The organism is Catelliglobosispora koreensis DSM 44566, assembly GCF_000379685.1.
Lineage (GTDB): Bacteria > Actinomycetota > Actinomycetes > Mycobacteriales > Micromonosporaceae > Catelliglobosispora > Catelliglobosispora koreensis.
The window spans coordinates 369077-392737 of record NZ_KB903261.1; the positions used below are offsets into that span (position 1 = coordinate 369077).

General features: G+C 64.5%; 21 protein-coding genes and 1 tRNA gene. 12 read left to right on the forward strand and 10 right to left on the reverse strand.

The window, feature by feature from the left end; translation table 11 throughout:
- Window position 1: 1 nt before the first annotated feature.
- The 4 genes from A3E1_RS0120970 to A3E1_RS0120985 are packed head-to-tail and all read right to left on the reverse strand — an operon-like array spanning window position 2 to window position 3700.
- Window positions 2-796, reverse strand: coding sequence for a WecB/TagA/CpsF family glycosyltransferase (locus tag A3E1_RS0120970; RefSeq protein WP_020522761.1), 795 nt, complete (start codon window positions 794-796; stop codon window positions 2-4).
- On the reverse strand, window positions 793-1860 hold the full coding sequence (locus tag A3E1_RS0120975; protein WP_020522762.1) for an NAD-dependent epimerase/dehydratase family protein: 1068 nt from the start codon (window positions 1858-1860) through the stop codon (window positions 793-795). Before A3E1_RS0120975 ends, A3E1_RS0120970 begins: the two co-directional genes overlap by 4 nt.
- Window positions 1857-3131, reverse strand: coding sequence for an MFS transporter (locus A3E1_RS0120980; RefSeq protein ID WP_020522763.1), 1275 nt, complete (start codon window positions 3129-3131; stop codon window positions 1857-1859). Before A3E1_RS0120980 ends, A3E1_RS0120975 begins: the two co-directional genes overlap by 4 nt.
- Entirely contained in the window at window positions 3128-3700 is a 573-nt protein-coding gene (locus tag A3E1_RS0120985; RefSeq protein ID WP_020522764.1) for a winged helix-turn-helix domain-containing protein, read from the reverse strand. Before A3E1_RS0120985 ends, A3E1_RS0120980 begins: the two co-directional genes overlap by 4 nt.
- 112 nt (window positions 3701-3812) lie before the next feature.
- Between A3E1_RS0120985 and A3E1_RS0120990 the strand changes: the two genes are divergently transcribed.
- On the forward strand, window positions 3813-4235 hold the full coding sequence (locus A3E1_RS0120990; protein WP_020522765.1) for a protealysin inhibitor emfourin: 423 nt from the start codon (window positions 3813-3815) through the stop codon (window positions 4233-4235).
- Window positions 4236-4394: 159 nt separating this feature from the next.
- Here the strand turns inward: A3E1_RS0120990 and A3E1_RS0120995 are convergent.
- Window positions 4395-4477 (reverse strand) — tRNA-Leu (locus A3E1_RS0120995).
- A 205-nt stretch (window positions 4478-4682) separates the two neighbouring features.
- On the opposite strand from A3E1_RS0120995, the gene A3E1_RS0121000 reads away from it, so the two are divergent.
- From A3E1_RS0121000 to pknB, 7 genes are read left to right on the forward strand one after another with little or no spacing between them, the layout of a single operon-like run.
- A complete protein-coding gene (locus A3E1_RS0121000) occupies window positions 4683-5456 on the forward strand; it encodes an FhaA domain-containing protein (protein ID WP_026208662.1) in 774 nt (257 codons plus the stop codon).
- 7 nt (window positions 5457-5463) lie between these two features.
- Entirely contained in the window at window positions 5464-5943 is a 480-nt protein-coding gene (locus A3E1_RS0121005) for an FHA domain-containing protein FhaB/FipA (protein WP_020522767.1), read from the forward strand.
- Window positions 5940-7298, forward strand: a complete 1359-nt coding sequence (locus A3E1_RS0121010) for a PP2C family protein-serine/threonine phosphatase (protein ID WP_020522768.1) — start codon at window positions 5940-5942, stop codon at window positions 7296-7298. The genes A3E1_RS0121005 and A3E1_RS0121010 overlap by 4 nt, the downstream gene beginning before the upstream one ends.
- 28 nt (window positions 7299-7326) lie before the next feature.
- Complete coding sequence (locus A3E1_RS41295) at window positions 7327-8733, forward strand: FtsW/RodA/SpoVE family cell cycle protein (RefSeq protein WP_083929566.1); 1407 nt, start codon at window positions 7327-7329, stop codon at window positions 8731-8733.
- The gene (locus tag A3E1_RS0121020) at window positions 8730-10247 is read left to right on the forward strand and encodes a peptidoglycan D,D-transpeptidase FtsI family protein (RefSeq protein ID WP_020522770.1); all 1518 of its coding nucleotides are present in this window, start codon (window positions 8730-8732) and stop codon (window positions 10245-10247) included. Before A3E1_RS41295 ends, A3E1_RS0121020 begins: the two co-directional genes overlap by 4 nt.
- A complete protein-coding gene (locus A3E1_RS41300; protein ID WP_020522771.1) occupies window positions 10247-11419 on the forward strand; it encodes a serine/threonine-protein kinase in 1173 nt (390 codons plus the stop codon). Before A3E1_RS0121020 ends, A3E1_RS41300 begins: the two co-directional genes overlap by 1 nt.
- Window positions 11416-13119 carry a Stk1 family PASTA domain-containing Ser/Thr kinase gene (gene pknB, locus A3E1_RS0121030; protein ID WP_020522772.1) on the forward strand — a complete coding sequence of 568 codons (1704 nt, stop codon included), beginning with the start codon at window positions 11416-11418 and terminating at the stop codon, window positions 13117-13119. The genes A3E1_RS41300 and pknB overlap by 4 nt, the downstream gene beginning before the upstream one ends.
- Before the next feature lie 15 nt (window positions 13120-13134).
- Here pknB and A3E1_RS0121035 read toward each other — a convergent pair whose 3' ends face one another.
- The 4 genes from A3E1_RS0121035 to A3E1_RS0121050 are packed head-to-tail and all read right to left on the reverse strand — an operon-like array spanning window position 13135 to window position 15908.
- Complete coding sequence (locus tag A3E1_RS0121035) at window positions 13135-13782, reverse strand: aminodeoxychorismate/anthranilate synthase component II (RefSeq protein WP_026208663.1); 648 nt, start codon at window positions 13780-13782, stop codon at window positions 13135-13137.
- A 5-nt stretch (window positions 13783-13787) separates the two neighbouring features.
- The gene (locus tag A3E1_RS0121040; RefSeq protein WP_020522774.1) at window positions 13788-14075 is read right to left on the reverse strand and encodes a hypothetical protein; all 288 of its coding nucleotides are present in this window, start codon (window positions 14073-14075) and stop codon (window positions 13788-13790) included.
- Window positions 14075-15160, reverse strand: a complete 1086-nt coding sequence (locus A3E1_RS41305) for a class E sortase (RefSeq protein ID WP_245571288.1) — start codon at window positions 15158-15160, stop codon at window positions 14075-14077. The genes A3E1_RS0121040 and A3E1_RS41305 overlap by 1 nt, the downstream gene beginning before the upstream one ends.
- 16 nt (window positions 15161-15176) lie before the next feature.
- Complete coding sequence (locus A3E1_RS0121050) at window positions 15177-15908, reverse strand: DUF881 domain-containing protein (RefSeq protein ID WP_020522776.1); 732 nt, start codon at window positions 15906-15908, stop codon at window positions 15177-15179.
- A 175-nt stretch (window positions 15909-16083) separates the two neighbouring features.
- Between A3E1_RS0121050 and A3E1_RS0121055 the strand changes: the two genes are divergently transcribed.
- Window positions 16084-16347, forward strand: a complete 264-nt coding sequence (locus tag A3E1_RS0121055) for a cell division protein CrgA (protein WP_026208665.1) — start codon at window positions 16084-16086, stop codon at window positions 16345-16347.
- Window positions 16348-16420: 73 nt separating this feature from the next.
- On the opposite strand, the gene A3E1_RS0121060 is transcribed toward A3E1_RS0121055, so the two are convergent.
- The gene (locus A3E1_RS0121060; RefSeq protein WP_020522778.1) at window positions 16421-19075 is read right to left on the reverse strand and encodes a M4 family metallopeptidase; all 2655 of its coding nucleotides are present in this window, start codon (window positions 19073-19075) and stop codon (window positions 16421-16423) included.
- A 928-nt stretch (window positions 19076-20003) separates the two neighbouring features.
- Here A3E1_RS0121060 and A3E1_RS49195 point away from each other — a divergent pair.
- Genes A3E1_RS49195 through A3E1_RS0121075 form a run of 3 tightly spaced genes read left to right on the forward strand, consistent with a single transcriptional unit; the run spans window position 20004 to window position 23660 of the window.
- On the forward strand, window positions 20004-21326 hold the full coding sequence (locus A3E1_RS49195) for a (Fe-S)-binding protein (RefSeq protein ID WP_407637383.1): 1323 nt from the start codon (window positions 20004-20006) through the stop codon (window positions 21324-21326).
- A gap of 34 nt (window positions 21327-21360) precedes the next feature.
- Window positions 21361-22650: a hemolysin family protein gene (locus A3E1_RS0121070; protein ID WP_026208667.1), complete on the forward strand. Its 1290-nt coding sequence runs from the start codon at window positions 21361-21363 to the stop codon at window positions 22648-22650.
- Complete coding sequence (locus A3E1_RS0121075; RefSeq protein ID WP_020522781.1) at window positions 22647-23660, forward strand: hemolysin family protein; 1014 nt, start codon at window positions 22647-22649, stop codon at window positions 23658-23660. The genes A3E1_RS0121070 and A3E1_RS0121075 overlap by 4 nt, the downstream gene beginning before the upstream one ends.
- Window position 23661: the final 1 nt, after the last annotated feature.

Consider the following 23661-nt stretch of genomic DNA (forward strand, 5'->3'; position numbering starts at 1 on the left):
CTCAGACCGGGACCATGGCCGGTGGCCTCACCGCGGCAGGCGGGGGAGCGGCCGGCCAGACCCGGCTCTTTTGTGCCCCGAGCAGGGCAAGGAAGGCCGGGTTGGCGAAGGCGTAACGGCGCCACAGGCGGCGTGGTTCGTGTCCCAGGCGCCATGCCCACTCCAGGGCGTGCTGTTGCATCCACCGAGGCGGAACACGCAGCTCTCCAGCGTGATAGGCGAAGGCGGCCCCGACGGCCAGCACGGGCATAGGCAGCAGTGGGCGCATCGCGTAGACGAAACGTTCCTGCCGTGGGCAGCCGAGCCCGACCAGGACGACCCGGGCACCGGACGAGGTGATTCGTTCGGCGATCCGCGTGGCCTCCGTAAGCGAACCGCCGCGGAACTTGGACGGCTCGGCTCCAGCGATGATCAGATCGGGATAGCGCCGCCGCAACGCGGTGGATAACTGGTGCAGCGTGGCCGCTGTCGAGCCGTAAAAGTAAACCGGAAGCCGCGCCCCGGCGGCGGCGGCAACCACGCGCAGCGCCAGCTCAGGGCCGTAAACGCGGTCGCGCAAACCGGCGCGGTGCAACAGGTTCAGGGCCCAGCGCACGGGCTGGCCATCTGGCGTCACGAGGTCGAAGCTGTTGAGCTGCTGGCACAGCACCCGATCGGTCACCCCGGCCATGACGCCGTGGACCGCGAGCGCGGTGACGGCGAAGCCACGCCGGTCCGCCGCCGCTTTCATGATCTGTTCAGTGGCACTCGTGTAATCACACGTGTCTACGAGCACTCCCAACACTGAGCGCTTCATTCCAGCCACTTATCAACGTTGGCCTCGTAGATCTCGGTCATGATCGCCGGGATGTCATAGCTCGGAGCCCATTCGGGATAGTGCTTCCGAAACTTCTTCATGTCACTGATGTACCACTGATGGTCGCCGAGCCGGTTCTGTTCCTGGTAATTCACCTTCGCTGGCTTGCCGGTGATCTTCTCGGCGAGCGCGAACGCCTCGATGTGCGAAACGTTGGCGAACCGGCCGCCCCCGAGGTTGTAGACCTCACCTTGGCGCGGGTTGCGATAGAAGGCCTCGAACGCTCGCAGCACATCGTGGGAGTGGATCGCGTCGCGAACCATCTTTCCTTTGTAGCCGTAAAGGTTGTAGATCCGGCCTTCCATCACGCACCGCATGAGATAGGCCAGAAAGCCGTGCAGCTCGGCCGCCGAGTGCCCTGGCCCGGTCAGTGTTCCGCCCCGGAAGCAGGCGGTCATCATCCCGAAGTAGCGCCCGTATTCCTGGACCATCACGTCAGCGGCGAGCTTCGCGACCCCGAAGAGGCTGTGCATCGTGGCGTCGACAGTCATCTGTTCGTCGATGCCGTTGTAGCTGGGATGTTCGGGCTCAAGCTCGTAACGCGTTTCGTGTTCCGTCAGCGGCAACCGGTTGGGCGTGTCGCCATAAACCTTGTTGGTGCTGCAGAAGATGAAGGCAGCCGAAGGCGCGTGCAAGCGGGTGTTTTCCAGAACGTTCAGCGTGCCAACGGCATTGACGTCAAAGTCGGTGAACGGCTCGCGGACCGCCCAGTCATGGCTCGGCTGGGCGGCCGCGTGCACGACCAGGGAAATATCGCGGCCATAGCGCTTGAAGATCTTCGCCAGCGCCGCCCGGTCGCGAATATCCACATTGAAATGGGTGTACGCCGAAGCGAGCGATGTGATCAGCAGGTGCCGGTTCCAGGCTGTCGAGCCGTCCGGCCCGAAGAAGTAGCGGCGCAGATCATTGTCGACCCCGGCGACGTGCATTCCCAGGCCGGCGAAATGCCGCACCGCTTCCGAACCAATCAGCCCGGCCGAGCCGGTCACCAGTGCGACACTCACACCTGATCAACGACATCGGGCAACTCCCGCATTCTCCAAACCCCCGCCGGGAGCAGCCAAAGCGCGCCGGCGACAGCTCCGATCGCAGATATCCAAAGCGTTTCGCGGGTACCAAGTGAGCTCCCCAAAGCGCCGCCGATAAGAGCCCCGATCGGCCTGATGCCGTAGTTCACCGTGCGGTAGGCGCCCGCGACCCGGGCCCGCAGAGCGTCAGGCACGGCGGCGATCTGAAACGACCCAGCGAGGATGTCGAGCACCATCACGCCAAATCCGCTGAGGAACTCCGCGGCGAACAGCAGGGCGATGATCACGACGGTGGGCTGTGAGCCGGTGGCGAGGGGCACCAAGACCAGCGGAGCCGGAAACAGCACGTAACCCACGATCAACATGGGCCCGCTGCCAAACTTCGCGACCAGCCGTCCGGTGACGGACGCTCCGATCAGGGCTCCCACACTCGCCGCTCCTATGACGAGCCCGATGATGCCGGGGCTCAGGTGCAGATCGATGCTGATGTAGAGGAGCACCAGGGCGGAGAACATGTAGTTGAAGAGGTTCAAGGTAGTGGTGCCAGCCAGCATGTTGCGCAGCAGAAGTGAATGCCAGATGTAGCGAAGGCCCTCGCCGATGCCCAGCTTCTCGCTCGGTTGCGGGGCGGGCTCAACTGCTTCGACCTTCTTGAGCAGGAAAGCCGAGTAGAGATAGGACACAGCGTCAGCGATGAGGGCGACCGGAGCTGACAGCACCTGAATCAGCACGCCGCCGATGCTGGGACCGGCCACATAGGACAGTGCACGTGCGCCGTTGAGCAGCGTCTCGGCTGGGATGTAGTCGTCCTTGGACACCAGTGCCGCGAAAAGAGTGTTCCGCGAGACCTCGAAGATGACACTGAAGGTGCCCGTGAGGAAGGCGACGACGTATAGCTGCGTCAGCGTCAACGTCCCCAGGGCATAGCTCACTGGTACCCACAAAAGAAGTAAGGCTCTGAAGACATCAGCGATGATCATGCTGAGCCGTTTGTAGGGCAGCTTGTCCATCCACGCGCCCGCGAGAAGCGAGAACAGCAAGTGGGGGACGAGCCCTGCGGCCGTCAGGTAACCCATCTGGGCCGGGCCAGCACCGGCCCCCAGCACCGCGAGCAGCGGGATGGCCAGCAGCGTGACCTGATCGCCCAGCAGCGAGATGGTCTGAGCGGTCCAATAACGACGGAACGCGCGCTCCCACAGGAGCTTTGGAATCAGGCGCCGGGTGAGGGGAAGCTCGGCAACGCTCACGGGACTGGCCTTTCATTCGTGACCGCGAGCTGGAACAGACTCACCGCTCGGGCGCCTTCGGGGATGGTTTCGCGGTTGTCGAACTCGGCCATGATCGCTTCGATGCGTTCCGTGATCTGGCGTAGCTCGTCTGGCGTGAGGTGCAGCAGGTAGTCACCGGCGCCGAGTTGCTCGCGCCATTCGGCTGACTCCTCGTGGGCACGGGCGAGCCAGTCCTGTGCGTAGGTGAAATAGCGGCCGATCTGCACCCGGGTCACGGCTAGTGCCGCTTCGAAGATCTCGGGGTCGTCTGAGCCGGTCGACCAGCTCGTGTAGCGAGCAGTCGCGCGCCAGGGCTTTTCTCGCGCGTCGGCACCTTCGGAGCGTTCAGCCAGACCGTATTTGGCTAGCTGACGTAGATGAAACGAACAGTTAGGCACGGACTCGCCCAGTCGCTCGGCTGCCTGAGTGGCCGTGAGCGGTCCCTCACGTCGCAGCAGCCCCATCAGCGCCATGCGCAACGGGTGCGCGTAGGCCCGCAGCGCTTTGGGGTCGGTCAGGGTGATGCTCTCCGGCATCTCTTCAGACATGTTTCTAAAGATAGCTTTATAAAGTGTTCTCTACAATCCCTTTGCTGGAACGCTGCCGTGGCGGGGCCCGTCAAACGAGGTGTCTGAACGTTGACCCGATAGATTGGCGACCATGATTCGATCCACGCTCGTCCTGCTGCTGCTCCTGACCGGATGCGCGGCGGGCCAGACTCCGGGCAGCAGCCCGCCTTCACCGTCCAAAGGAGACCCCGTGCCGGTGACGGTGGAAAAGACCGGCGGCTTCGCCGGAGTGACCGAAAAGATCACAATCGACGAGAGCGGGAAGTGGACCAAAGGTCAGGCTTCCGGCCGGCTCACCGTCGAGAAGAGCCAGCAACTTCAGGAACTAGCGGCAAATCCCAAGCTCGCCGCCGAAGCGACGCAAACACGACCGCAGACGCAGTGCCGGGATGCCTTTGAGTACAGCGTTACCGCCGGAAAGACGACTGTCCGATATGTAGATTGCTCGACCGATGGCCCACTACCCGAAACAGCCAGCAAAATCGTCGAACTCGTCAACGAGGCGATCTCATAGCCAGTTCGCGACAGTCGTAACGCCGACCCGCGCCGGTTTTCGTGGGGGTTTCAGGGGGCTCGGCCACCGCTGTCCTGGGATCCCGGGGCTGGGCCCCGGGGCCATATTGCGGCCTCGGCGAATCTGACCGAAGGTCAATGAGCAAGCGAGGCCAGCTCGTGGGGAAGGAGGGAGTTGAACCCTCACGCCCTTTCGGGCACACGGACCTGAACCGTGCGCGTCTGCCATTCCGCCACTTCCCCGGCAGTACTATCGCTAAACCGCTGCTCAGTGAGCGAGCTGTTCATGACAGCTGGCACAGCTTACGCTATGCCGTGGGCCCGCCGCCAATTGGCTTGGCCGTGCGGGCTGGAGAACATTAGCACGAAGTATGAGCAGGGTGAATGTGTCCCTCAATGCATCCGGGGGGCTTGGCGCAGACGCGGGGTGTTGAGGGCAGATAGCATCATGTCCTCGGAACCCGAGGAGGAGCCGGTGAGCGTGTTGCAACGCTTTGAGAAACGCCTGGAAGGCCTAGTAGAGGGCGCCTTTGCCAAGGTGTTCAAGGGTGTCGTGCACCCTGTGGAGATCTTGAACGCCATGCAGCGGGAGGCTGAGGCCCACAAGGCCATCTTGGTCGGTGGGCGAACGCTCGTACCGAACCGCTATGTGATTGATCTCTCACCATATGATCACAGCCGTCTCGCGCCTTATGCCGCAGCGCTGGCACAGGAGCTGGCCCAGTCGCAAGCCGAGTTCATCGGTGAGCAGGCCTGGACCGTTTATGGCGACGTCATCGTCGAGATCGAGCGTGGGGACGGATTGGACACCGGGATGTTCCGGGTGTCGGCTGAGGTCTATACGGCCGATCAGCCACCGCCGCCCCCTCCGCCGCCGGCATACCCGAACTATCCGCAGCAGGGTCCGCCCGCGCCGCAGATGCCGGGTGGGCAAGGTGGCCGCAATGTGCGGCTCGTGTCAGGCGATGGGCGCACCTATCCGCTGGCCATCGGCCAGACCGTGATCGGGCGCGGTGATCAGGCCAACATGCGCCTGCCTGACGTAGGCATCTCGCGCCGGCACGCCCGGCTCGACTTCGATGGTGCTCAGGTGATCCTGACCGACCTCGGGTCAACGAATGGAACGATGGTGAACGGCCAGCGCGTCTCCGCTGTAGCCCTGAACCCTGGGGACATGATCCAGCTGGGAACGACGACGCTGACCTTCCGGGTGGATGGCTGAGTAGCCGTTGCCTGAAATCGTCCTCGCTGCTGCCCGGTTCGGATTCCTCGTCCTGCTGTGGATCTTTGTGTTCACCGTGGTCGGGGTTATCCGCCGGGACATGTTCGCCGGTTCGCGCGCGAGCCGGCTAGTCGCCACTCCCCGTGGGGTAAACGTCGTAGCGGGAGCCCGCCCGGCTAAAGTCAAGAAAGGCCGGGCGGCGCACCAGTTGGTCGTAACAGCCGGCGCACTCGCAGGTACCAAGATCACGCTCGGCGAAGCCCCCATAACGATTGGCCGGGCCGAGGACTCCACCCTGGTTATCACCGACGACTACGCATCCGCGCGCCACGCCCGTCTTGTCCCCAGGGACGGGCAATGGATGCTCGAGGACCTCGGATCGACTAACGGCACGTACTTGGACCGGACGAAAGTTAGCGGTCCCACTCCCGTACCCCTCGGCGTGCCGATTCGCATCGGCCGCACTTCTCTCGAGTTACGGCCATGACACTCATCCTGCGCTACGCGGCCCGAAGCGACCGCGGTCTTATCCGGGACGGCAACCAGGACTCGGTTTACGCCGGCCCGCGGCTGCTGGCGGTCGCCGACGGCATGGGCGGGATGGCCGCCGGAGACGTCGCTAGCAACATCGTCATCTCGGCGTTGTCCCCTTTGGACGACGACGTCGCCCCCGACAACTTGATCGACGCGATGCGGGAAGCGGTCGCGGCCGCTAACCAGCAGCTACGCGAAACGGTCGAAGAAAACCCCCGTCTCGACGGCATGGGCAGCACCCTGACCGGGATGTTGTTCTCTGGCACCAGGCTCGGCATGGTCCACATTGGGGACTCCCGGGCCTACACCTTGCGTGATGGTGAGTTTCACCAGATCACCAAGGACGACACCTACGTGCAGATACTGGTCGACGAAGGCCGGATCACGCCCGAGGAGGCCAGTGTCCATCCGCAACGGTCGCTGATCACCAAGGCGATGGATGGCCGCGACGCCGAGCCGGAATATTCGGTGCGCCAGGTTCTGCCCGGAGACCGCTACCTGATCTGCTCGGACGGTCTGTCCAGTGTGGTCAGTGCGGAAACCATCGCTGAGACCATGCGCGAATACGTCGATCCCGAGCAGTGTGTCGAGCGGTTGCTCGCCTTGGCACTGCGTGGCGGCGGTCCCGACAACATTACGATCATCGTGGCCGACGCGACCGACGACAACATCGTCGAGCAGGCCCCGGTCGTGGGTGGGGCGGCGAGCCGGGAAGACACGAGCGCGCAGGCCACGGTCGAATCGACTCCTGCCCAGCGCGCCTCGGTGCTTCATCCCCCGCGTGCCGCGGCACCGGCTGAACAACCGGCTCCGGCCACGGCTTCCACTGGCCGCCGCCGGCACCCCGTCCGGGCGCTCATCGTGCTGCTGGTGCTGTTCGGCATGCTGGCCGGCGGCATCTGGTACCTGTGGAGCTGGTCGCGTTCGCAGTTCTACATCGGAGCCACGGAGGCCGGTGAGGTCGCGATCTTCCAGGGAGTCCCTGGACAGCTGGCTGGCTTCAGCCTGTCGGAGAAGTGGGAAGTCAGCGGCATCAAGCTCGTTGACCTCACCACTGTCGCTCAGGAACAGGTCCGCAAGGGAATCCCCGCCTCGAGTGAAGAAGACGCCCGTCAGCGTCTCAACGACCTCGTCCGCGATGATCCCGCCAACGTGAACCTGTTGCCCCGATGCCCGTCGCCGTCACCTTCGGTTTCGGCTACGCCAACGGCATCCGCGACGCCGGATCCGACCGCGAGCCCATCCGACGTGCCCCCTAGCACCGAACCAGCGGTGGTACCAAGCCCGGTGCCCTGCCGGTCCAATTAGGATTACTGTGTCCACTCCTGCAACGCCTATGGGAGCTACGCCTGTCATTCAAACAGGCGGGCTTAGCCTCCCCCGGGTGCTTAGCGAGATCCGCCGACTGTGGCTGCTCGTGCTGGCGATGGTTCTGGTCGGCTGCTATCTGGCCGCGGTCGAAGCCAACATGCAGGGGAAGATTTCGCCTGACTTCTTCTTCCCCGCGCTGGTGCTGGGTCTGGTGTTCCTCGTGCTGCACGTCGTCGCGCGGATCACGGCACCTTGGGCAGACCCGGTTCTCATCCCGACCGTGGCCCTGCTCAATGGGCTCGGAGTGGCGTTCTTGCGACGGCTGGATTTGGCTCGTGCCAAGCCGAGCGAGCGTTCGGAGCTGACCGTCTTCATGGGTCTCGGCGGCCGCCAGCTCATGTGGACCCTCATCGCCGTCGCTGGCGCGTCAGCGTTGCTCTGGTTCATTCGTGATCACCGTGAGATTTCCAAGTACGCGTGGACGCTTGGTCTTGCTGGCATCGTGCTCGTGATGCTTCCGGCCGTGTTGCCGGGCAGCATCTCGGAAGTCAACGGCGCCAAGCTGTGGATCAAGTTCGGCTCGGTGTTCGCGATTCAGCCCGGTGAGTTCGCCAAGCTCGCTCTGCTCGCGTTCTTCGCCTATTACCTGGTGCGCAAACGGGAAGTGCTCGCGTTGGCGAGCCGCCGTTTCATGGGCATCGACTTCCCGCGTGGGCGCGACCTTGGTCCCGTGCTCGTGGTGTGGGCGCTGAGCCTCATGGTGCTCATCTTCGAAAAGGACCTCGGCACCTCGCTGCTCTACTTCGGCATGTTCGTCGTGACGCTCTATATCGCGACCGAACGGGTCAGTTGGCTGATCATCGGTTTGCTGCTGTTCTTCGGTGGCGCGACGATGGCCTACGTGCTCGCCGAAACAGCCGGCGGTCCGTTCGCGAGCTTTGGCACGCGGGTTGACGTCTGGCTCGACCCGTTCGCCGACCCGTACAAGTCGGGTTATCAGCTCAGCCAAGGTTTGCTGGGGCTGGGCACGGGCGGCTTGTTCGGCCAGGGTGCTGGGGCGGGCAATCCGCTTGAGGTGCCTGAGGTGCACAACGACTTCATTTTCGCCGGGATGGGTGAAGAGATCGGCCTGTTCGGGCTGACCGCTCTCCTGGTGCTTTACCTGCTCGTGGTCGAGCGTGGGCTGCGGGCCGCGCTGACCGTTCGCGATTCCTTCGGCAAGCTTCTGGCTGGCGGTCTCGCCTTCACTCTTGGGTTGCAGGTGTTCGTCATCATCGGCGGGGTGACCAAACTGATTCCCCTCACGGGTCAGACCACCCCGTTCCTATCCGCGGGTGGATCCTCGCTCGTCGCCAACTGGCTGTTAGTGGCGATCCTGCTGCGGATCTCAGACGCGGCACGGACGCCCGCGGGGACGGGAGGTGCGCGGTGAACTCCCCACTGCGCAAGGTCGGCGTCGTGATTTTGGTCCTCTTTGGACTGCTCTTCGCCAACTTGAACTGGGTCCAGGCTTACAAGGCCGACGAATACCGCAACAGTCCTTATAACAGCCGGGTTCGCCTCGATGAGTACAAGCGCCAGCGGGGCGCGGTCATTCTCGCGAACGGGACGCAGGTCGCGGTCAGTGTGGCGACCGAAGACGAGCTGAAGTATCTGCGGACCTATCCGGCCAAGGAGATGTACGCGCACCTCCTTGGCTACAAACCGGTGAACATCGGCCCGACCGGGATCGAGGCCTCGGAAAACGAGTTCCTGGCGGGCACGTCGGACAAGCTGTTTGGCGACCGGTTCCGCGACATCTTCACCGGTGAGCAAACCGCGGGCGGCAACATTCTGCTCACGATCTCGCCGACGGCTCAGGAGAAGGCTTTCACCGAGCTCGCGAACAACCGCGTGGGTGCCACGAAGGGAGCCGTGGTCGCGCTGGACCCGACCACCGGTGCCGTCAAAGCCATGGTGTCGATGCCTAGCTTCGACCCGAACGCTCTGTCCAGTCACGACACCAACGCGGCGCAGAAGGTTTACAACGATCTGCTCGCCAACGCGGACAAGCCGCTCAACAACCGGGCTGTCTCCGAGATCGAAGAGCCGGGTTCGGTGATGAAGGTCGTCATCGCGGCCGCTGGACTGGAGAGCCTGGGTCTGCAACCGGACTCGGCGATTCAGGGCGGCGCGACTTACCAGGCACCGGGCACGACTCACAAGATCCCGAACTCGACCGGCGTCGTCTGCGCGGACAGCATCTCGCTGCAGCAGGCGCTGACCGTCTCGTGCAACACCGCCTTCGCCAAGCTCGCCGTCGACCTCGGCGCGCAGCGCGTCACCGATGTGGCCACCAAATTCGGGTGGTATCAACGGGACCTCGCCGTCGGGCGACTGGACGGCAAGGGCATCGCTCGTGGTGCGACAGTCGCCGAGGGAACGCTCGGTGAACTGCGCACGAGTTCCGGCGGGGATGACAAGCCCGCCCTGGCGTTGTCTGGCATCGGCCAGCGCGACGTGCGGATCAGCCCGATGCAGGGCGCCATGATCGCCGCGACGGTGGCCAACTATGGCAAGCAGATGCGTCCCTATCTGGTGCAGCAGCAAGTCGGGCCGGACCTGACGACGATTCACTACCGGGCCGCGCCGCAGGTTTTGCAGGACTCGTGTTCACGGGAGACGGCGGGCTCGTTGCAGCAGATGATGATTAACGTCGTGCAAGAGGGCACCGGCAAGAACGCTCGCATCGACGGATATCAAGTTGGCGGGAAGACCGGCACGGCGGAAACTGGCGACGATGAGGAAACACACGGCTGGTTTGTCGGGTTCGCGCTCAAGGACGGGCAGCCCATAGCGGCCACTGCGGTGTTCCTGGAGAATGCCGGCAAGGGCGGCAGTGCGGAGGCCGCACGTATCGCGGGACAGGTCATGCGCGGCATGATCGCGGATAGGGCGGGGAAGTGATGGTCTCCTCGGGTGTGCTGCTGAGCAAGCGCTACCGGCTCGATGAGCGCATCGCCACCGGCGGCATGGGTGACGTGTGGAAAGGGACAGACGAGGTTCTTGACCGCACTGTCGCGATCAAGATCATGCTCACTGCCCTGCTTGAAGAGCGTGGGTTCGTGGAACGCTTCCGGACCGAGGCGCGCACGATGGCCACGATCAATCATCCCGGTGTGGTGCGGATTTACGACTTCGGGCACGACGAGGTCGCCTATTTGATCATGGAATACGTTGAGGGGGAGCCCCTTTCGCGTACCCTCAATCGGGTTGGAAGATTGACCCCGGCCCGCACCATGTCCCTTGTCGCCCAAGCGGCGGAGGCCCTGGAAGCGGCGCACGAAAAGGGCGTCATCCACCGCGATGTGAAGCCGGGCAACCTGCTCGTCCGTCCAAACGGGACGCTCATTCTCACTGACTTCGGCATCGCGCGCAGCGCCGCCGCGGCGCAGCTGACGGCCACCGGAGCGGTCCTGGGCACGGCGTCCTACCTCTCGCCAGAGCAAGCTTCTGGCCAGCCGGCGACCCCGGCCTCCGATGTGTACTCCTTGGGTGTCGTGGCATACCAGTGCTTGTCTGGCAGCCGCCCCTACGAGGGTGACACTCCACTTGAGATCGCGATGAAGCACGTCAACGGCACAGCCAGGCCGCTGGCTCAGGATGTGCCCGTGCCGATCCGCCAGGTCGTCGAGCGGGCCATGGCCAAGGAACCAGCCAAGCGCTGGAAGTCCGCGGCCGAGTTCGCCGTCGCGGCGCGGCGTGCCGCGACGTTGCCGGCTCACCCGCCGACAGTGCAGCAGCAGGTAAAACCGGCCGCGGGCAACGTTCCGTTCCAGCGTGGCGTCGCCCAGGCACCGCCTGCGCCACCGCCACGGATGCCGGTGAACACCTATCAGCAGCCTGCGCTGGTCAAACCCGCCGCGCCAGACAGCACCGGCCGGAGCCGGCTGGCCGTTGTATGGGTAGTGCTCGCGATGATTACCGTCCTCGTCTGCTCTGCCCTGGCGGGCTATTGGGCCAAGCAACAACAAAAACGGGGCAACCAAGCAATGCCTGCGGGAGTCACAATGACGGCGGCACAAATCCAGCCGGACTATTCGGCGCACCACCAGACCGAAGGACTAAGTACGCGATGAACGCGCAGGCCCGCCTGCTAGGGGGCAGGTACCAAGTCGGCGAGCTACTCGGCTACGGCGGCATGGCCGAAGTCCACCGTGGCCGTGACCTGCGGCTTGGCCGTGATGTCGCGATCAAGCTCCTGCGCACGGATCTCGCTCGGGACGAGACGTTCCAGATGCGTTTCCGCCGGGAAGCGCAGAACGCGGCTGCGCTGAACCACCCGGCCATCGTGTCTGTTTACGACACTGGCGAGGAACGGGCGCAGACCGGTGAGGCGCTGCCTTACATCGTGATGGAGTTCGTGGCGGGCCGCACGCTTAAAGAGGTGCTGGCCGCCGAGGGCCGGATCATGCCGCGCCGGGCTCTGGAGATCACCGCCGACATATGTGCCGCGCTTGAGTTCAGCCACCGGCACGGCATCATTCACCGCGACATCAAGCCGGGCAACGTCATGCTGACGCCCAACGGCCAGGTCAAGGTCATGGACTTCGGCATCGCGCGGGCGCTTGCCTCCGGTGCGACGACGATGACCCAGACGTCCGCGGTTATCGGTACGGCCCAATACCTTTCTCCCGAGCAGGCGCGGGGCGAGGCTGTCGATGCCCGATCCGATGTGTACGCCGCTGGCTGTGTGCTGTTCGAGCTGCTGTGCGGGCACCCGCCGTTCGTCGGGGACTCCCCGGTCGCGGTGGCCTATCAGCACGTGCGGGAAGATCCGCCACCGCCGAGCAACTCCAACCGTGACGTCACGCCCGACATCGACTCGGTCGTGCTCAAGGCGCTGGCCAAGAACCCGGTCAACCGCTACCAGTCCGCTGGCGAGATGCGTGCCGACGTGCTGCGGGCAGCCGCGGGGCGGCCCGTTCTGGCGACGCCGTTGCTGCGTGAGGACGAGACGTCACAGATGTCGTCGGCTCAGCGCGCCGGCACTGGGCGCAACACTCCGGCACGTGTCGGGGATGCCCGCCGCCGCAAGGCTTCCGGCTGGGTGATCGCCGCACTGTCGACCCTGGGTGTCCTGGCTGTCGCGGCGCTGACGACGGGCCTCATCCTGGCCAACCGTCCAAAGACGACAGTCGTGCCCGACCTGGCCAACCTCACCGTCGCCGAGGCCGAGCAAGTGCTGGCGGGCGCCAGCCTGGCCGGCCGCGCTGGTGACCCCACGACGGGCAACTGCACGGTCGACCGGATCGTGGAGCAGACCCCGAAGAAGGGCGAGAGCGCCCGGCAGGACGACACGGTCACCTATCGCGTCTGCGCCGGACCCAACACCAAGCAGGTTCCTAGCCTGCAAGGGGTCAACCGCCTCGGCGCCGAAGCGACGCTGAAGTCCCTGAACTTGAAGTATGTCTTCGAGGAGATCGACAGCGAGCTCACCAAGGATCTTGTGGTCAACACCGACCCGGTCGCGGGAACGGTCGTCCCGGAGAACAGCACCGTGAAGGTGCGTGTGTCCAAGGGCAACAAGAAGCCGGTGCCCAACGTGGTCGGCATGTCCGAAGAGGACGCGCGCGCCAAGCTCACCGCTGACGGCTTCAACGTGAAGGTCCTCAACCACGGCACCTACCTGCCCGCAGGCAACAGCAAGATTGGGACCGTGGCACAGCAGGAGCCGGGTGCGTCGAACAACCTCGTCGTCGCGGACAAGACCACGGTGACGATCTACATCTCGCGGGTGGAACCGTCTAGTACGCCGACGGCGACTCCGACGAGTTGACGTGTGGGCGCGGCGTTAGGAGGCGAAAGCCGCCGTGCGCCGCGCCTCAACTTCCGCGGCCAGTTCTGGGGCTTTGTCCCGCGCCGCTGGCAGACCGCAAACCGCGAGCCAGTTGGCCAAGATGAGATGCCCGCCCTGGGTCAGCACCGATTCGGGGTGAAACTGCACGCCCTCGATCGGGTGAGTGCGGTGACGCATCGCCATCACGACTCCCGATGACGTTCGCCCGGTGACTTCCAATTCTTCCGGCAGCGTGTCCTCGACGACCGCGAGCGAGTGGTACCGCGTGGCGGTAAACGGGTTAGGCAGTCCGCTAAGGACACCCGTGCCGTCGTGTTCGACGGTGGAAGTCTTGCCGTGCCACAGCTCTGGCGCCTGGCGCACGGTCGCTCCGTAGACGGCCCCGATCGCCTGGTGTCCTAAGCAGACACCGAGCAGCGGAATCTTGCCCGCGTAGGACTCGATGACCGGCATCGAGATGCCAGCGTTCTCGGGTACGCCCGGCCCGGGGGAGAGGAGGATGCCATCGGCACCCAGACGGCCGGCCTCGCTGACCGTGATCTCGTCGTTTCGCTTGACCTCACACCGTGCCCCGAGCTGGCCCAGGTATTGCACGATGTTGTAGACGAACGAGTCGTAGTTATCGATGACGAGCAGGTCCACTGTGGTCACCGCCGTTTCGATGGCGACGGCGAGATCGTCGGCTCCGTGGTCTCATAAGGGATCTCGTGGTCGCCGGGGTTGGTGCTTGGCGTGACACCGGAGGGATCCGACACATCGCTGTAGCCCGAGTTGGGATCGCCCACCTGAACGTCATCAAAGGGCGTGAGCATCGGTTCGACCGCTGGGAACACGAACATCCACAGCACCAGCGACACGGCGCCAATCATCAGCACCGAGCCGGTGAGCTTGCCCCACAAGCCAAACGGCAGCTTCCGCCAGATCCAGGCGTACATCAGCCCCCCAGCCCGTCGGGGCGGCCGTCGCTTCGCGGCTGACTGCCCGTGAGCTTGCCGTGCACGATGAGCCGCTGGTAGTTGTCCAGCTTCGGGTTACACGTGGTGAGCGTGATCAACGCGGCCTCCGGCCGGCCTGGCGGATGTGGTGCGACGACCTCAACCTGTGTCGGCAGCACGATCTTCTTCTCGACCACTTCGTAGGTGTACCAGGTGGTTGCCGTTTCGAAGAAAAGCTTCATGCCTGGTTCCATCAAGTCGAGGTCCCAGAACGTCGCGCGGTTGCGGTGTCCCGCGATCGCGAAGTTGCCTTCCTGGCCAGCCTTGGCGCTCTTCGGGTAGTGGCCGGGGGCGTAACGAATGTCGGCCTGCGTAACGCCTTCGACGACGACCCACTGTTTGCCCAGGCGTGGAATGTGAAGGCGCCCAATCACATTGGCCATGTTCGGGCCGGGTGTCGCGCTGGCCTGAGGTGCCGGGCTCGCGGACGCGGCAGGGTTGAGCGAGATCGTGGGATCGGGTGCGGTCAGCTGATCAAACTGCTGCGCGAGCTCGTTTTGGTGCGCGTCGACCTTCGCCGGGTTGCCCCAGTATTCATAAGCCGCGAACAGAAGCAGCACCAGGCCAAGGGTGATCAGCATTTCGCCGGTTCCGCGCAACGTCGTGCGGATGACCGACCCGACGGTGGTCCGCGTGTACTCGGAGTGGATGCTGCGCCAGCTGTCCTTGTCTTTGTCCTTGATCGCCTTAACGGGAGGTGGCTCCGGATCGCCAGACCAGCGATCGCGTTCCTTGGGCTCCACGAACGTGGCCGGTGGCGGCGCCGGAAGGATGATGCCCAGCATGCTGGTCTCGTCGGTGGCGGCCGCTCGTCCACTTACGACAGACGGGATCGGCTGGGCGGTGTCCGACGACGGGCGTGGCGACGGCTTCTGCTGAACCGACGGCAGCATCATCGTGGGATCCGACGGGACATAGACGGATATCGTGGCCGTTTCGTCAGCCGCAGGTTCCGGAGCAGACTCCCGGATCACCGGAAAGATGCTCGTCTCGTCGTCAGGGTCGGGGGCCCGGTGGCGACTCACGCCCATCCCACCTTTCTCACTGCTCCGGCACTTTGGCGTAACGCAGATCGATAGACCCGCGATACGCAGGGGCAATGATGTCAGCCTCGTTGGTAACTGAGTAGCGCAGGCCATAGTCACGCACCGCGTCCTCGAAAGCCTTTACGCCTTTGGACTGCTGCAGGGCGGTGCGCATACGTTCAGGGTCACCGATCGCCTTGATCACATACTCCGGGGTGTAAGGCCTGCCCTCAAGGAGGAGCACGCTGCCAATACACCGTACTGCGGAGGTGTTGATGATCCGCACGTTCATAATCGTCACCGCTTCGGCGCCCCCGGCCCACAGCGCGTTGATGACGGCCTGCAGGTCCTGCTGATGGATCACGTAGTTGTCGATGACCGCATCGGGCAACGTCGTCCCGTCGGTGATCCGCGGCGAGTCATTCATGCGGACCGTCAGCCCTGGCCCGTGCAGCTCAGTCAGCCCCGCGGCCTGCAACAGCGCATCGCCCCGCAATCGCTCAGCGAGCACCGAGCTGTCCGTCGAGCCGCGTTCCGTGGTCATCGCGTCGATCTGAGCGCGCAGGTCGGCCGCCCGGGTCTCCAGATCGTGCACATCTTGCTGTTTGCGCTCGATGAGCTGTGCCAATTCCAGCCGGCGGTCCTCCCGGAGCACCGTTCCGGCGGCTGTGGTGGCGCTCAGGGTGAACAGAAAGCCAGCGACAAGGGCGACGATGGGGACCGCCCAGCCCCACGACGTCCGCTTCACCGGGCGGAGGCGAAGTACGGAAAGGGCCCGTCCGACCGCTTTGCGCCAAGACGATCCGCCCGATGTGTACTCCACCACAACCCCTTCGTGCCAAAAGCCAATGTCTTGACTAGGCTAGCTCTCGAACATTATTCGCCGCCCGCATGCATAGCGGGCAACCCCGGGAGTAGTAGCCGTGCCGAAGTCAGAGATTCGCAAGAAGAAGGTTTACACGCCGCCCTCAGACGTGTTGCCGTCGTCGGCCGCGTCTGACAAGCGCCCCAGCCCGGTCTGGCTCCCCGCGACAGCGGTCGCGCTGATCGTTTTCGGCATCGGCTGGCTGGTTGTCTACTACCTGTCAAAGCAGGAATACCCGGTCGCCGCGTGGGGCTACTGGAACCTCGCCGTCGGCTTCGGCGCGATGGTGGCGTCCCTGCTGTTGCTGTCCAAGTGGAAATAGGCGCAGCTCTTTAGCTTGGAAAACCGCAACGGGCGGGTGGGTCGATGGATCCGCCCGCCCGTTGCGCTGCCATTTACATCCGTGGCACGGCCACGTTTGCCATGCACTTGCCTGTAGGCGACGGCAGGAACGTCTCCACCGGTCCGCTCGGGCAGTTGGCCGGGGCGAAAGGTGTCCAGAAGATCGTCGTCGCTGGGCCCAGGAGCATCGCGCCCGTGTCCTGCTTGACCCGGATGGTGATCTGGTAGTTCTTGCTCAGGTCAGCTCCCGGAACAGCGACCATCCGGCGCAGGTCACCGCTCTGGCCCGCCTCCGGCCGGTACGTCGCCGGAGCGCCCGGGATCGGGGGATCGTAGGTCAGTTCGAAGTGGTAGTTGACCGGAGTGGCCGGGTCGACCTGATAGAGCGCGGTTTTCCACGTGACCTTGAGATCGGTGCCGTCCTTGTACGCGTAGGCGTCTTGAGGTGCGCCCGGAAGGCTGGCGTGGCAGCTGACGATTGAGAAGTCGTCGAGGTACCAGTCCACAATCTGGCCGATGCCGCGCGACAGCTCGAATCGGATCAGCACCGACTTGCCCGTGTAGGCGGCCAGGCTGGCCCGGGTGAACTGGTAGCCACGGGTCGGCACGTTCATGAAGTTGCCACTGGCCCAGCTTGGCGCGATCTCTAGCGGCTTCCATCCGGTGCCGTCGTTGACCAGCAGTTTGACGCCGGATGATCCGTAGTAGCCGGACGCGTAAAGGCTCTGCTGGAACCCAACCCAAGGCGTGACTCCAGCGGTCGCGGGCGGGATCGAGATCCAGTCGCGGGTCTCGATGTAAGTTCCCGTGCCCGAGCTGCCGGATCCCGCTCCCCAGCCATTCAGCGCGTTCTGGCCGCTGGTGGCGTAGCTATAGGGGGCATCCGCGTGCGGCAGCCGGATCCAGTGGACGTTGTGGCTGAAGTACCACTTGTTCTGTTCGGCCTCCATGTCGTCGGCGAAGTGCACCGCGGAGGGCAGGCGGCCGGTGCCGTAACTCGAGCCGTCCTCACACACGTTGATCGCGTCCTGAGTGGACGGACTGATGACGCTGTAGGCGGTGGAGACCGCGTCGCAGTCGGCTGGGGTGGTGGTCTTGCCAATCAGGTCCCGGCAGGCCGACTTGATCGCCACGCCGAGGTCGCGGTAATCGGCGCCTGACGGGAGCACGTGCATGACCCGGAACCACAGCTGCGCGGACTTCTGCGGGCCGATCGCCGCGACACCTGGCGCGCCGTCGTAGAGCATCGCGGCCAAGCGGTTCGCGGGACCCGAGTTGCTGTGCACTCCCCCTCCATCGGTGTCACTGCTCACCCAGCCGGAGCCGTAAACCGTCGAAGGATCACCAAAGATGTTGGGGTTCATCATGTTGCGGATCGCGCCGCCGGAGGGATACGACGGGCTGGCCGGGATGTTCTCGCCGACGTGCCAGCGCTTGTTCGTGTCGTCCGTGCCATCGCCTGGCGTGGCGAGGTCGATGAACTCACCGAAGATGTCCGACAGGGCTTCGTTGATGGCGCCCGACTCGTGCCAGTAGTACAGGTTGGACGAGTACTCGGTCACGGCGTGCGTGAACTCGTGCCCGACGACGTCATCGGTTCCCCATCCCTGGCCGAAGACGAACTGGCTGCTGTCCCAGAACGCGTTGACCATGGGGCAGCTGCCGCCGAGGTCGCAGCCGTTGACGTTGGCCCGGATCTGGGCGCCCTTGCCGTTGAAGGAGTTCAGCCCGAAGTTGTTGTAGTACCAGTCGTAAACCACGCCGAGGCGGTCGAACACCTGGTTGACCTGTGACGACGCTGACGGCCCCTGGCCTTCGGGGCGGGCGTAGATTTCCGCCCCGAGAAGCGAAGCGCTCGTGCACTTGTATTCGCCCAGTGAGTTGAGGTTGAACCGGCGGTTCTGCTGGTCGCAGACGATGCGGTCCTTCCCGGCTGAGCGGTGGCGGGGCGCGACCGCGCTCACGGCACCATCGAGACCGTCCACGAGCACACTCGCCGTCTCGTTCTCGTCACCTTGCTGGCCGAGCTTGACCCAATAGGTCGGGCGCAGCTCACCTCGGCCGGGAGCCTGATAGAGCCACACCTCGGACGTGGCCGTCACCGTGCTGGTCAGTCCCTGCGCGGCCGCGGCTTTGGCCGCCTTGTCGTGTGCCGCGGCGGTGCCGATGAGCTTGCCATCAACGGGATTCAGGTAGGCGGCGTCGGCCACAGCGCTGCGCACGGCCTGGCCCGAGGTCGTGAGGATGACCTCGCCGCCGAGCACCGGCACACCACCGATCTTCTGCTGGTACCGCGTGACTTCGTCCCCGCCCGGCAGACCTGCCGTGGACGTCTTGTCCAGCGTGTGTCCCTTGCTCAGCCCGAAAGCCGCCGCATAGCGAGTCAGGAAGGCAGCTGAGTTGTCGCCGAGGGTCTTGCCGGGCGCGGCGGTGATGCCGCGGATCGTTCCGGTGCGGTCCACTTCGGCCGTTCCGCCTTTGGCTAGCGCCTTCAGGTCGGACAGGGCCGCGTCGGCGGGAAGTGCTCCCGGCGGTGGCTCCGATGGTGGTCGGGCGGGCTGGACCGGGGCGTTCGCCCGGGTGGCGGCGGCTGGCTGGCGCGGTTGCGCGAAGGTGGCGGGCCCTGGGGTCGGAACAGCCGCGCTGAGCAGCATCGTTCCGGCACCTAGAGCCGCGAGCACACCCGTCACGCGGAGGCGTCGTGACATGAGGGTGGATCTCCCCGTGGTAACAAAAGCGTGGATGAGGGAGCCCGAAGTCTATTGGGTCACATAAGCGTGGCGCCTCCCCCTGTTGACCTAAGGTGAGGTTAGGCACTTATATTACTAGCGAGTAACTACGTCGGAAGGTCGCGGCATGGGCGCCGTTCAGATCGTCAGCACGGTTATCGCGGCTGCCATCACTGCTGTAGCGGTCTATTACGTGGTCAAAGCGGTCCAGCAGATGACGAAGGTCATCAAGATGGGCCAGCCTGACCCGACGCGTTCCAATGACCGGGGCACCCGCACGATCACCATGCTGCGTGAGACGTTGGGTCACACGAAGATGCTCAAGTGGACCGTCGTCGGTGCGGCGCACTGGTTCGTGATGATGGGCTTCATCCTGTTGAGCTCACTGGTGCTCCAGGCCTACTTCGAGGTTGTTGACCCGCATGCTGGTCTGCCGCTGCTAGACGGCTGGGTGGTGTTTGGCTTCGTCACCGAGTGGCTGACCATCCTTGGCATCGCCGCGATCCTCGCCCTGATCGTGATCCGCCTGACCAACCTGCCGACGAAGAAGCGCTGGTCCCGGTTCGCGGGCAGCACCCAATGGCAGGGCTATTTCGTCGAGTACATCATCCTGGCCGTGCTGATCCTGGGCCTGATCATCCGGGCGCTGTCCGTTGCCACCAAGCACTTTGACTATCCGGTTTGGGCGACCCCGCTGTCGCACGCGCTGGGCGCCGTCATGCCGGCCAACTCCACCGCGATCACGATCGTCGCGCTCATCAAGATCTGCGTCAGCATGATCTGGGCGATCGTCATCGGCATGAACGTGACCATGGGTGTGGCGTGGCACCGCTTCCTGGCGTTCCCCAACATCTTCTTCAAGCGCAACGCCGATGGCGCCCCAGCCCTTGGCGCGCTCAAGCCCATGATGTCGGGCGGCAAGCCGATCGACCTGGAAGAAGCCGACCCGGACAAGGACACCTTCGGGGTGTCCAAAGTGGAGGATTTCTCCTGGAAGGGCCTGCTGGACTTCTCGACCTGCACCGAGTGCGGCCGTTGCCAGTCGCAGTGCCCGGCCTGGAACACCGGCAAGCCGTTGTCGCCCAAGCTGGTGGTCCTGTCGCTGAGGGATCACGCCTACGCCAAGCTCCAGGGCGCCACAGACTCCAAGCTGCCCTCCATCGGCACGACCGGAAGCCCGGTTGCCCTGGCGGCCGCTGAGGCTGAGCGGCCCCTGGTTGGCACGGCGGCCGAGAACGCCGTGATCGACTACGACGCGCTGTGGTCCTGCACGACCTGTGGCGCCTGTGTTGAGCAGTGTCCAGTGGACATTGAGCACGTCGATCACATCGTGGATATGCGCCGCTATCAGGTCATGATCGAGTCGTCGTTCCCGGCCGAAGCCGGCGCCATGCTGCGCAACCTGGAGAACAAGGGCAACCCGTGGGGTGCCCCGCCCAACACCCGTGAGGACTGGACCAAGGGACTGGAGTTCCCGGTGCCACGCGTGGGCGAGGCTGAGGACTTCGAGTACCTGTTCTGGGTCGGCTGTGCTGGAGCGTTCGAAGATAAGGCCAAGAAGACGACCCGTGCTGTCGCGACGTTGCTGAATGAGGCGGGTGTCAGCTTCGCCATCCTCGGCAATAACGAGACGTGCACCGGTGACCCGGCCCGGCGGATCGGCAACGAGTTCGTCTACCAAATGCTCGCGCAGCAAAACGTCGAGACACTCAAGGAGTCCGGCGCTCTCAAGATCGTCGCGACCTGCCCGCACTGCTTCAACACGATCGGCAACGAATACAAGGAGCTGGGGCTCGACATCGAGGTCGTCCACCACACGGAACTGCTCGCCCACCTGGTCAAGACCGGCAAGCTGACGCCGGTCAAGCCGATCGAGGGCGGACTGACCTATCACGACCCGTGCTACCTGGGCCGGCACAACCGCGTGTTCACACCACCGCGTGAGGTGCTCAACCAGGCGGCGCAAGGCGGCATCACCGAGATGGGCCGTCGAGAGGAGCGCAGCTTCTGCTGCGGCGCGGGTGGCGCACGGATGTATATGGAAGAGACCATCGGTAAGCGGATCAACGTTGAGCGGACCGAAGAGGCCCTGGCGACCGGTGCCAAGACCATCGCGGTGGGCTGCCCGTTCTGTTCGACGATGCTCTTTGACGCCAAGACATCAAAGGGTGCCGAGGACGTTGAGGTCATCGATGTCGCGAGCGTCCTCCTGCGCTCCATAAAGGCATGAGAAAATAACCCGCATCGACGCTTTAAGTACCGTTCTGCCGCTGCTGCTCTTCGTGCTCCTCACGCTGGGCACCGCGTTCTTCGTGGCAGCCGAGTTCGCCTTGGTCACGGTTGACCGAGCCGAAATCGACTCCCGGGCCGCCAGCGGTGACCGCAGCGCCCGCAATGTGCGCAAGGCTTTGCGTGAACTGTCCTTTCAGTTGTCCGGGGCCCAGCTCGGCATCACGATCACGACGCTGCTCACAGGTTTCCTGGCCCAGCCCGCGCTCGCTGATCTGCTCAAGCCGCTCGGGGTCAGCGCCGGGGTCGCCCAGCTCATCGCGCTGACCATCGCGACGCTGTTCTCGATGCTGTTCGGCGAGCTGGTGCCCAAGAACGCGGCGCTGTCCCGCCCGATGCCAACGGCCCTGCGCACGGCCGGGCCGATGCGCACGTTCTCGCGGGTCCTCAAGTGGGTCATCCACGGGCTGAACAACTCGGCTAACTGGCTGGTCCGGCGGCTGGGGATTGAGCCACAGGAGGAACTGGCCAGCGCCCGTTCGCCTGAGGAGCTCGGGTTGCTCGCCGCTATCTCGGCCCAGGCGGGCGCGCTGCCTACGGAAACGGCCCTGCTCCTGCAACGGACCGTCCGGTTTGGAGACAAGCGCGCGGCTGAAGCGATGACGCCGCGCATTGATGTCGTGGGACTGGCCGCCAACACGAGCGTGGCTGAGTTCTTCGACGTGGTGCGCGACTCCGGCCACAGCCGCTTCCCGGTGTATGAGGAAACACTCGACACGGTCACCGGCGTCGTCTCGCTGACTGACGCGCTCGGGGTCCCTCCGAACCGCCGTCCTTTCACGAGGGTGGCGACGGTCGCGCGCGAGCCGGTCCTAGTACCAGGAAGTCTTGATCTTGATGGAGTCTTTGAAACGCTGAGGACCGGCGCTGCCAGCATGGCCATCGTCGTCGATGAATACGGTGGAACGGACGGCGTGGTCACTTTGGAGGATCTCGTCGAGGAGCTTGTCGGCGAAATCGCTGATGAGCACGACGAGGCCGACGAAGAGGAATCAGGGTCCATCGAAGTAACTGTGCCCGGTGGAGACCGCACCTGGCTCGTTGACGGCATGCTTCGTGAGGATGAGCTGGAAGAGCAAACCGGCTTCCGCGTACCAGAAGGACCGTATGAAACCTTGGCCGGCTTTGTGATGGCTCGCCTCGGCCATATTCCCGTGGTCGGCGAGAGTCTCCTCTACAACAACTGGGAATTCACCGTCGTCGAGATGGAAAAGCACCGGATCGAACAGGTGCGCCTCGTCGAGCAAACCGAGGCGGACTCGTGACGGAAATAGTCATCACCATCGTGCTGTTGCTCGGCAACGCCTTCTTCGTGGGAGCCGAGTTCGCCCTGATCGCATCGCGGCGCACGATCATCGAGCCACAGGCGCGGGAGTCCAAAATGGCCGCCTGGGCATTGTCGGCGATGAATCAGATCCCGCTGATGATCGCGGGCGCTCAGCTCGGCATCACGATCTGTGGCATCGGCCTGGGCGCGATCGCCGAGCCGGCTATCGCTCATAACCTTGAGCCGCTATTCCACGCGATTCATTTGCCCGAGTCGGCCATCCACCCGACGGCGTTCATCATCGCGCTGGCGATCGTGGTGTTCCTGCACACGGTTGTCGGCGAGATGGTCCCGAAGAACATCACGCTGGCTGGGCCGGAGGCGAGCGTGCTGTGGCTCGGGCCGCCGATGCTCGCGTTCTGCATCGCGACCAAGCCGCTGTTGCTGGCGATGAAGTGGGCGGCCAAGAAGGTGCTGAAGCTGTGGCGGATCGAGGCGGCCGATTCGGTCAAGACTGTCTTCACGGCGGAGGAGCTGGCCGGTCTCGTGCAGCAGGCGCGCACCGAGGGCCTGCTCGACCCGGAACAACACGCCCGCATCAGCGGTGCCCTGGCGCTCAATCAGCGCACCGCCAGCGACGCTCTGGTCCCGTGGTCTAAGGTCACGGCCGTCACCGAGGACACCTCACCGGCGTCGCTGGAGGTGCTCGCGACCAGGACGGGCCGTTCCCGGTTCCCCGTGATCGCGCGCACGACCCGCCAAGTGCTCGGGTTTGTGCACGTCAAGGACGTGATTGGCCGTGAAGGCGCAGCCCGTCGGCAGCCGATCCCGGCCAACGTGATCCGTCCACTCGCGATCATCCCGCCGGAGCGGTCGCTAGCGGAGCTGCTTCTGTCCATGAGGCGGGAACGAAGGCACATGATGCTGGTTTCTGGGGGAGCGGTTCCGCTCGGCATCGTCACTCTTGATGACGTTCTTGCGGCGATCATGACCACAAAGGAGCATTGAT

Excerpts from the sequence above, each read along its gene's own strand:
- A3E1_RS0120970 (WP_020522761.1), bottom strand. The coding sequence starts at position 796 with ATGAAGCGCTCAGTGTTGGGAGTGCTCGTAGACACGTGTGATTACACG.
- A3E1_RS0120985 (WP_020522764.1), bottom strand. The coding sequence starts at position 3,700 with ATGTCTGAAGAGATGCCGGAGAGCATCACCCTGACCGACCCCAAAGCG.
- A3E1_RS0120990 (WP_020522765.1), top strand. The coding sequence starts at position 3,813 with ATGATTCGATCCACGCTCGTCCTGCTGCTGCTCCTGACCGGATGCGCG.
- A3E1_RS0121000 (WP_026208662.1), top strand. The coding sequence starts at position 4,683 with ATGTCCTCGGAACCCGAGGAGGAGCCGGTGAGCGTGTTGCAACGCTTT.
- A3E1_RS0121010 (WP_020522768.1), top strand. The coding sequence starts at position 5,940 with ATGACACTCATCCTGCGCTACGCGGCCCGAAGCGACCGCGGTCTTATC.
- A3E1_RS41295 (WP_083929566.1), top strand. The coding sequence starts at position 7,327 with ATGGGAGCTACGCCTGTCATTCAAACAGGCGGGCTTAGCCTCCCCCGG.
- A3E1_RS41300 (WP_020522771.1), top strand. The coding sequence starts at position 10,247 with ATGGTCTCCTCGGGTGTGCTGCTGAGCAAGCGCTACCGGCTCGATGAG.
- pknB (WP_020522772.1), top strand. The coding sequence starts at position 11,416 with ATGAACGCGCAGGCCCGCCTGCTAGGGGGCAGGTACCAAGTCGGCGAG.
- A3E1_RS0121040 (WP_020522774.1), bottom strand. The coding sequence starts at position 14,075 with ATGTACGCCTGGATCTGGCGGAAGCTGCCGTTTGGCTTGTGGGGCAAG.
- A3E1_RS0121060 (WP_020522778.1), bottom strand. The coding sequence starts at position 19,075 with ATGTCACGACGCCTCCGCGTGACGGGTGTGCTCGCGGCTCTAGGTGCC.
- A3E1_RS49195 (WP_407637383.1), top strand. The coding sequence starts at position 20,004 with ATGTCGGGCGGCAAGCCGATCGACCTGGAAGAAGCCGACCCGGACAAG.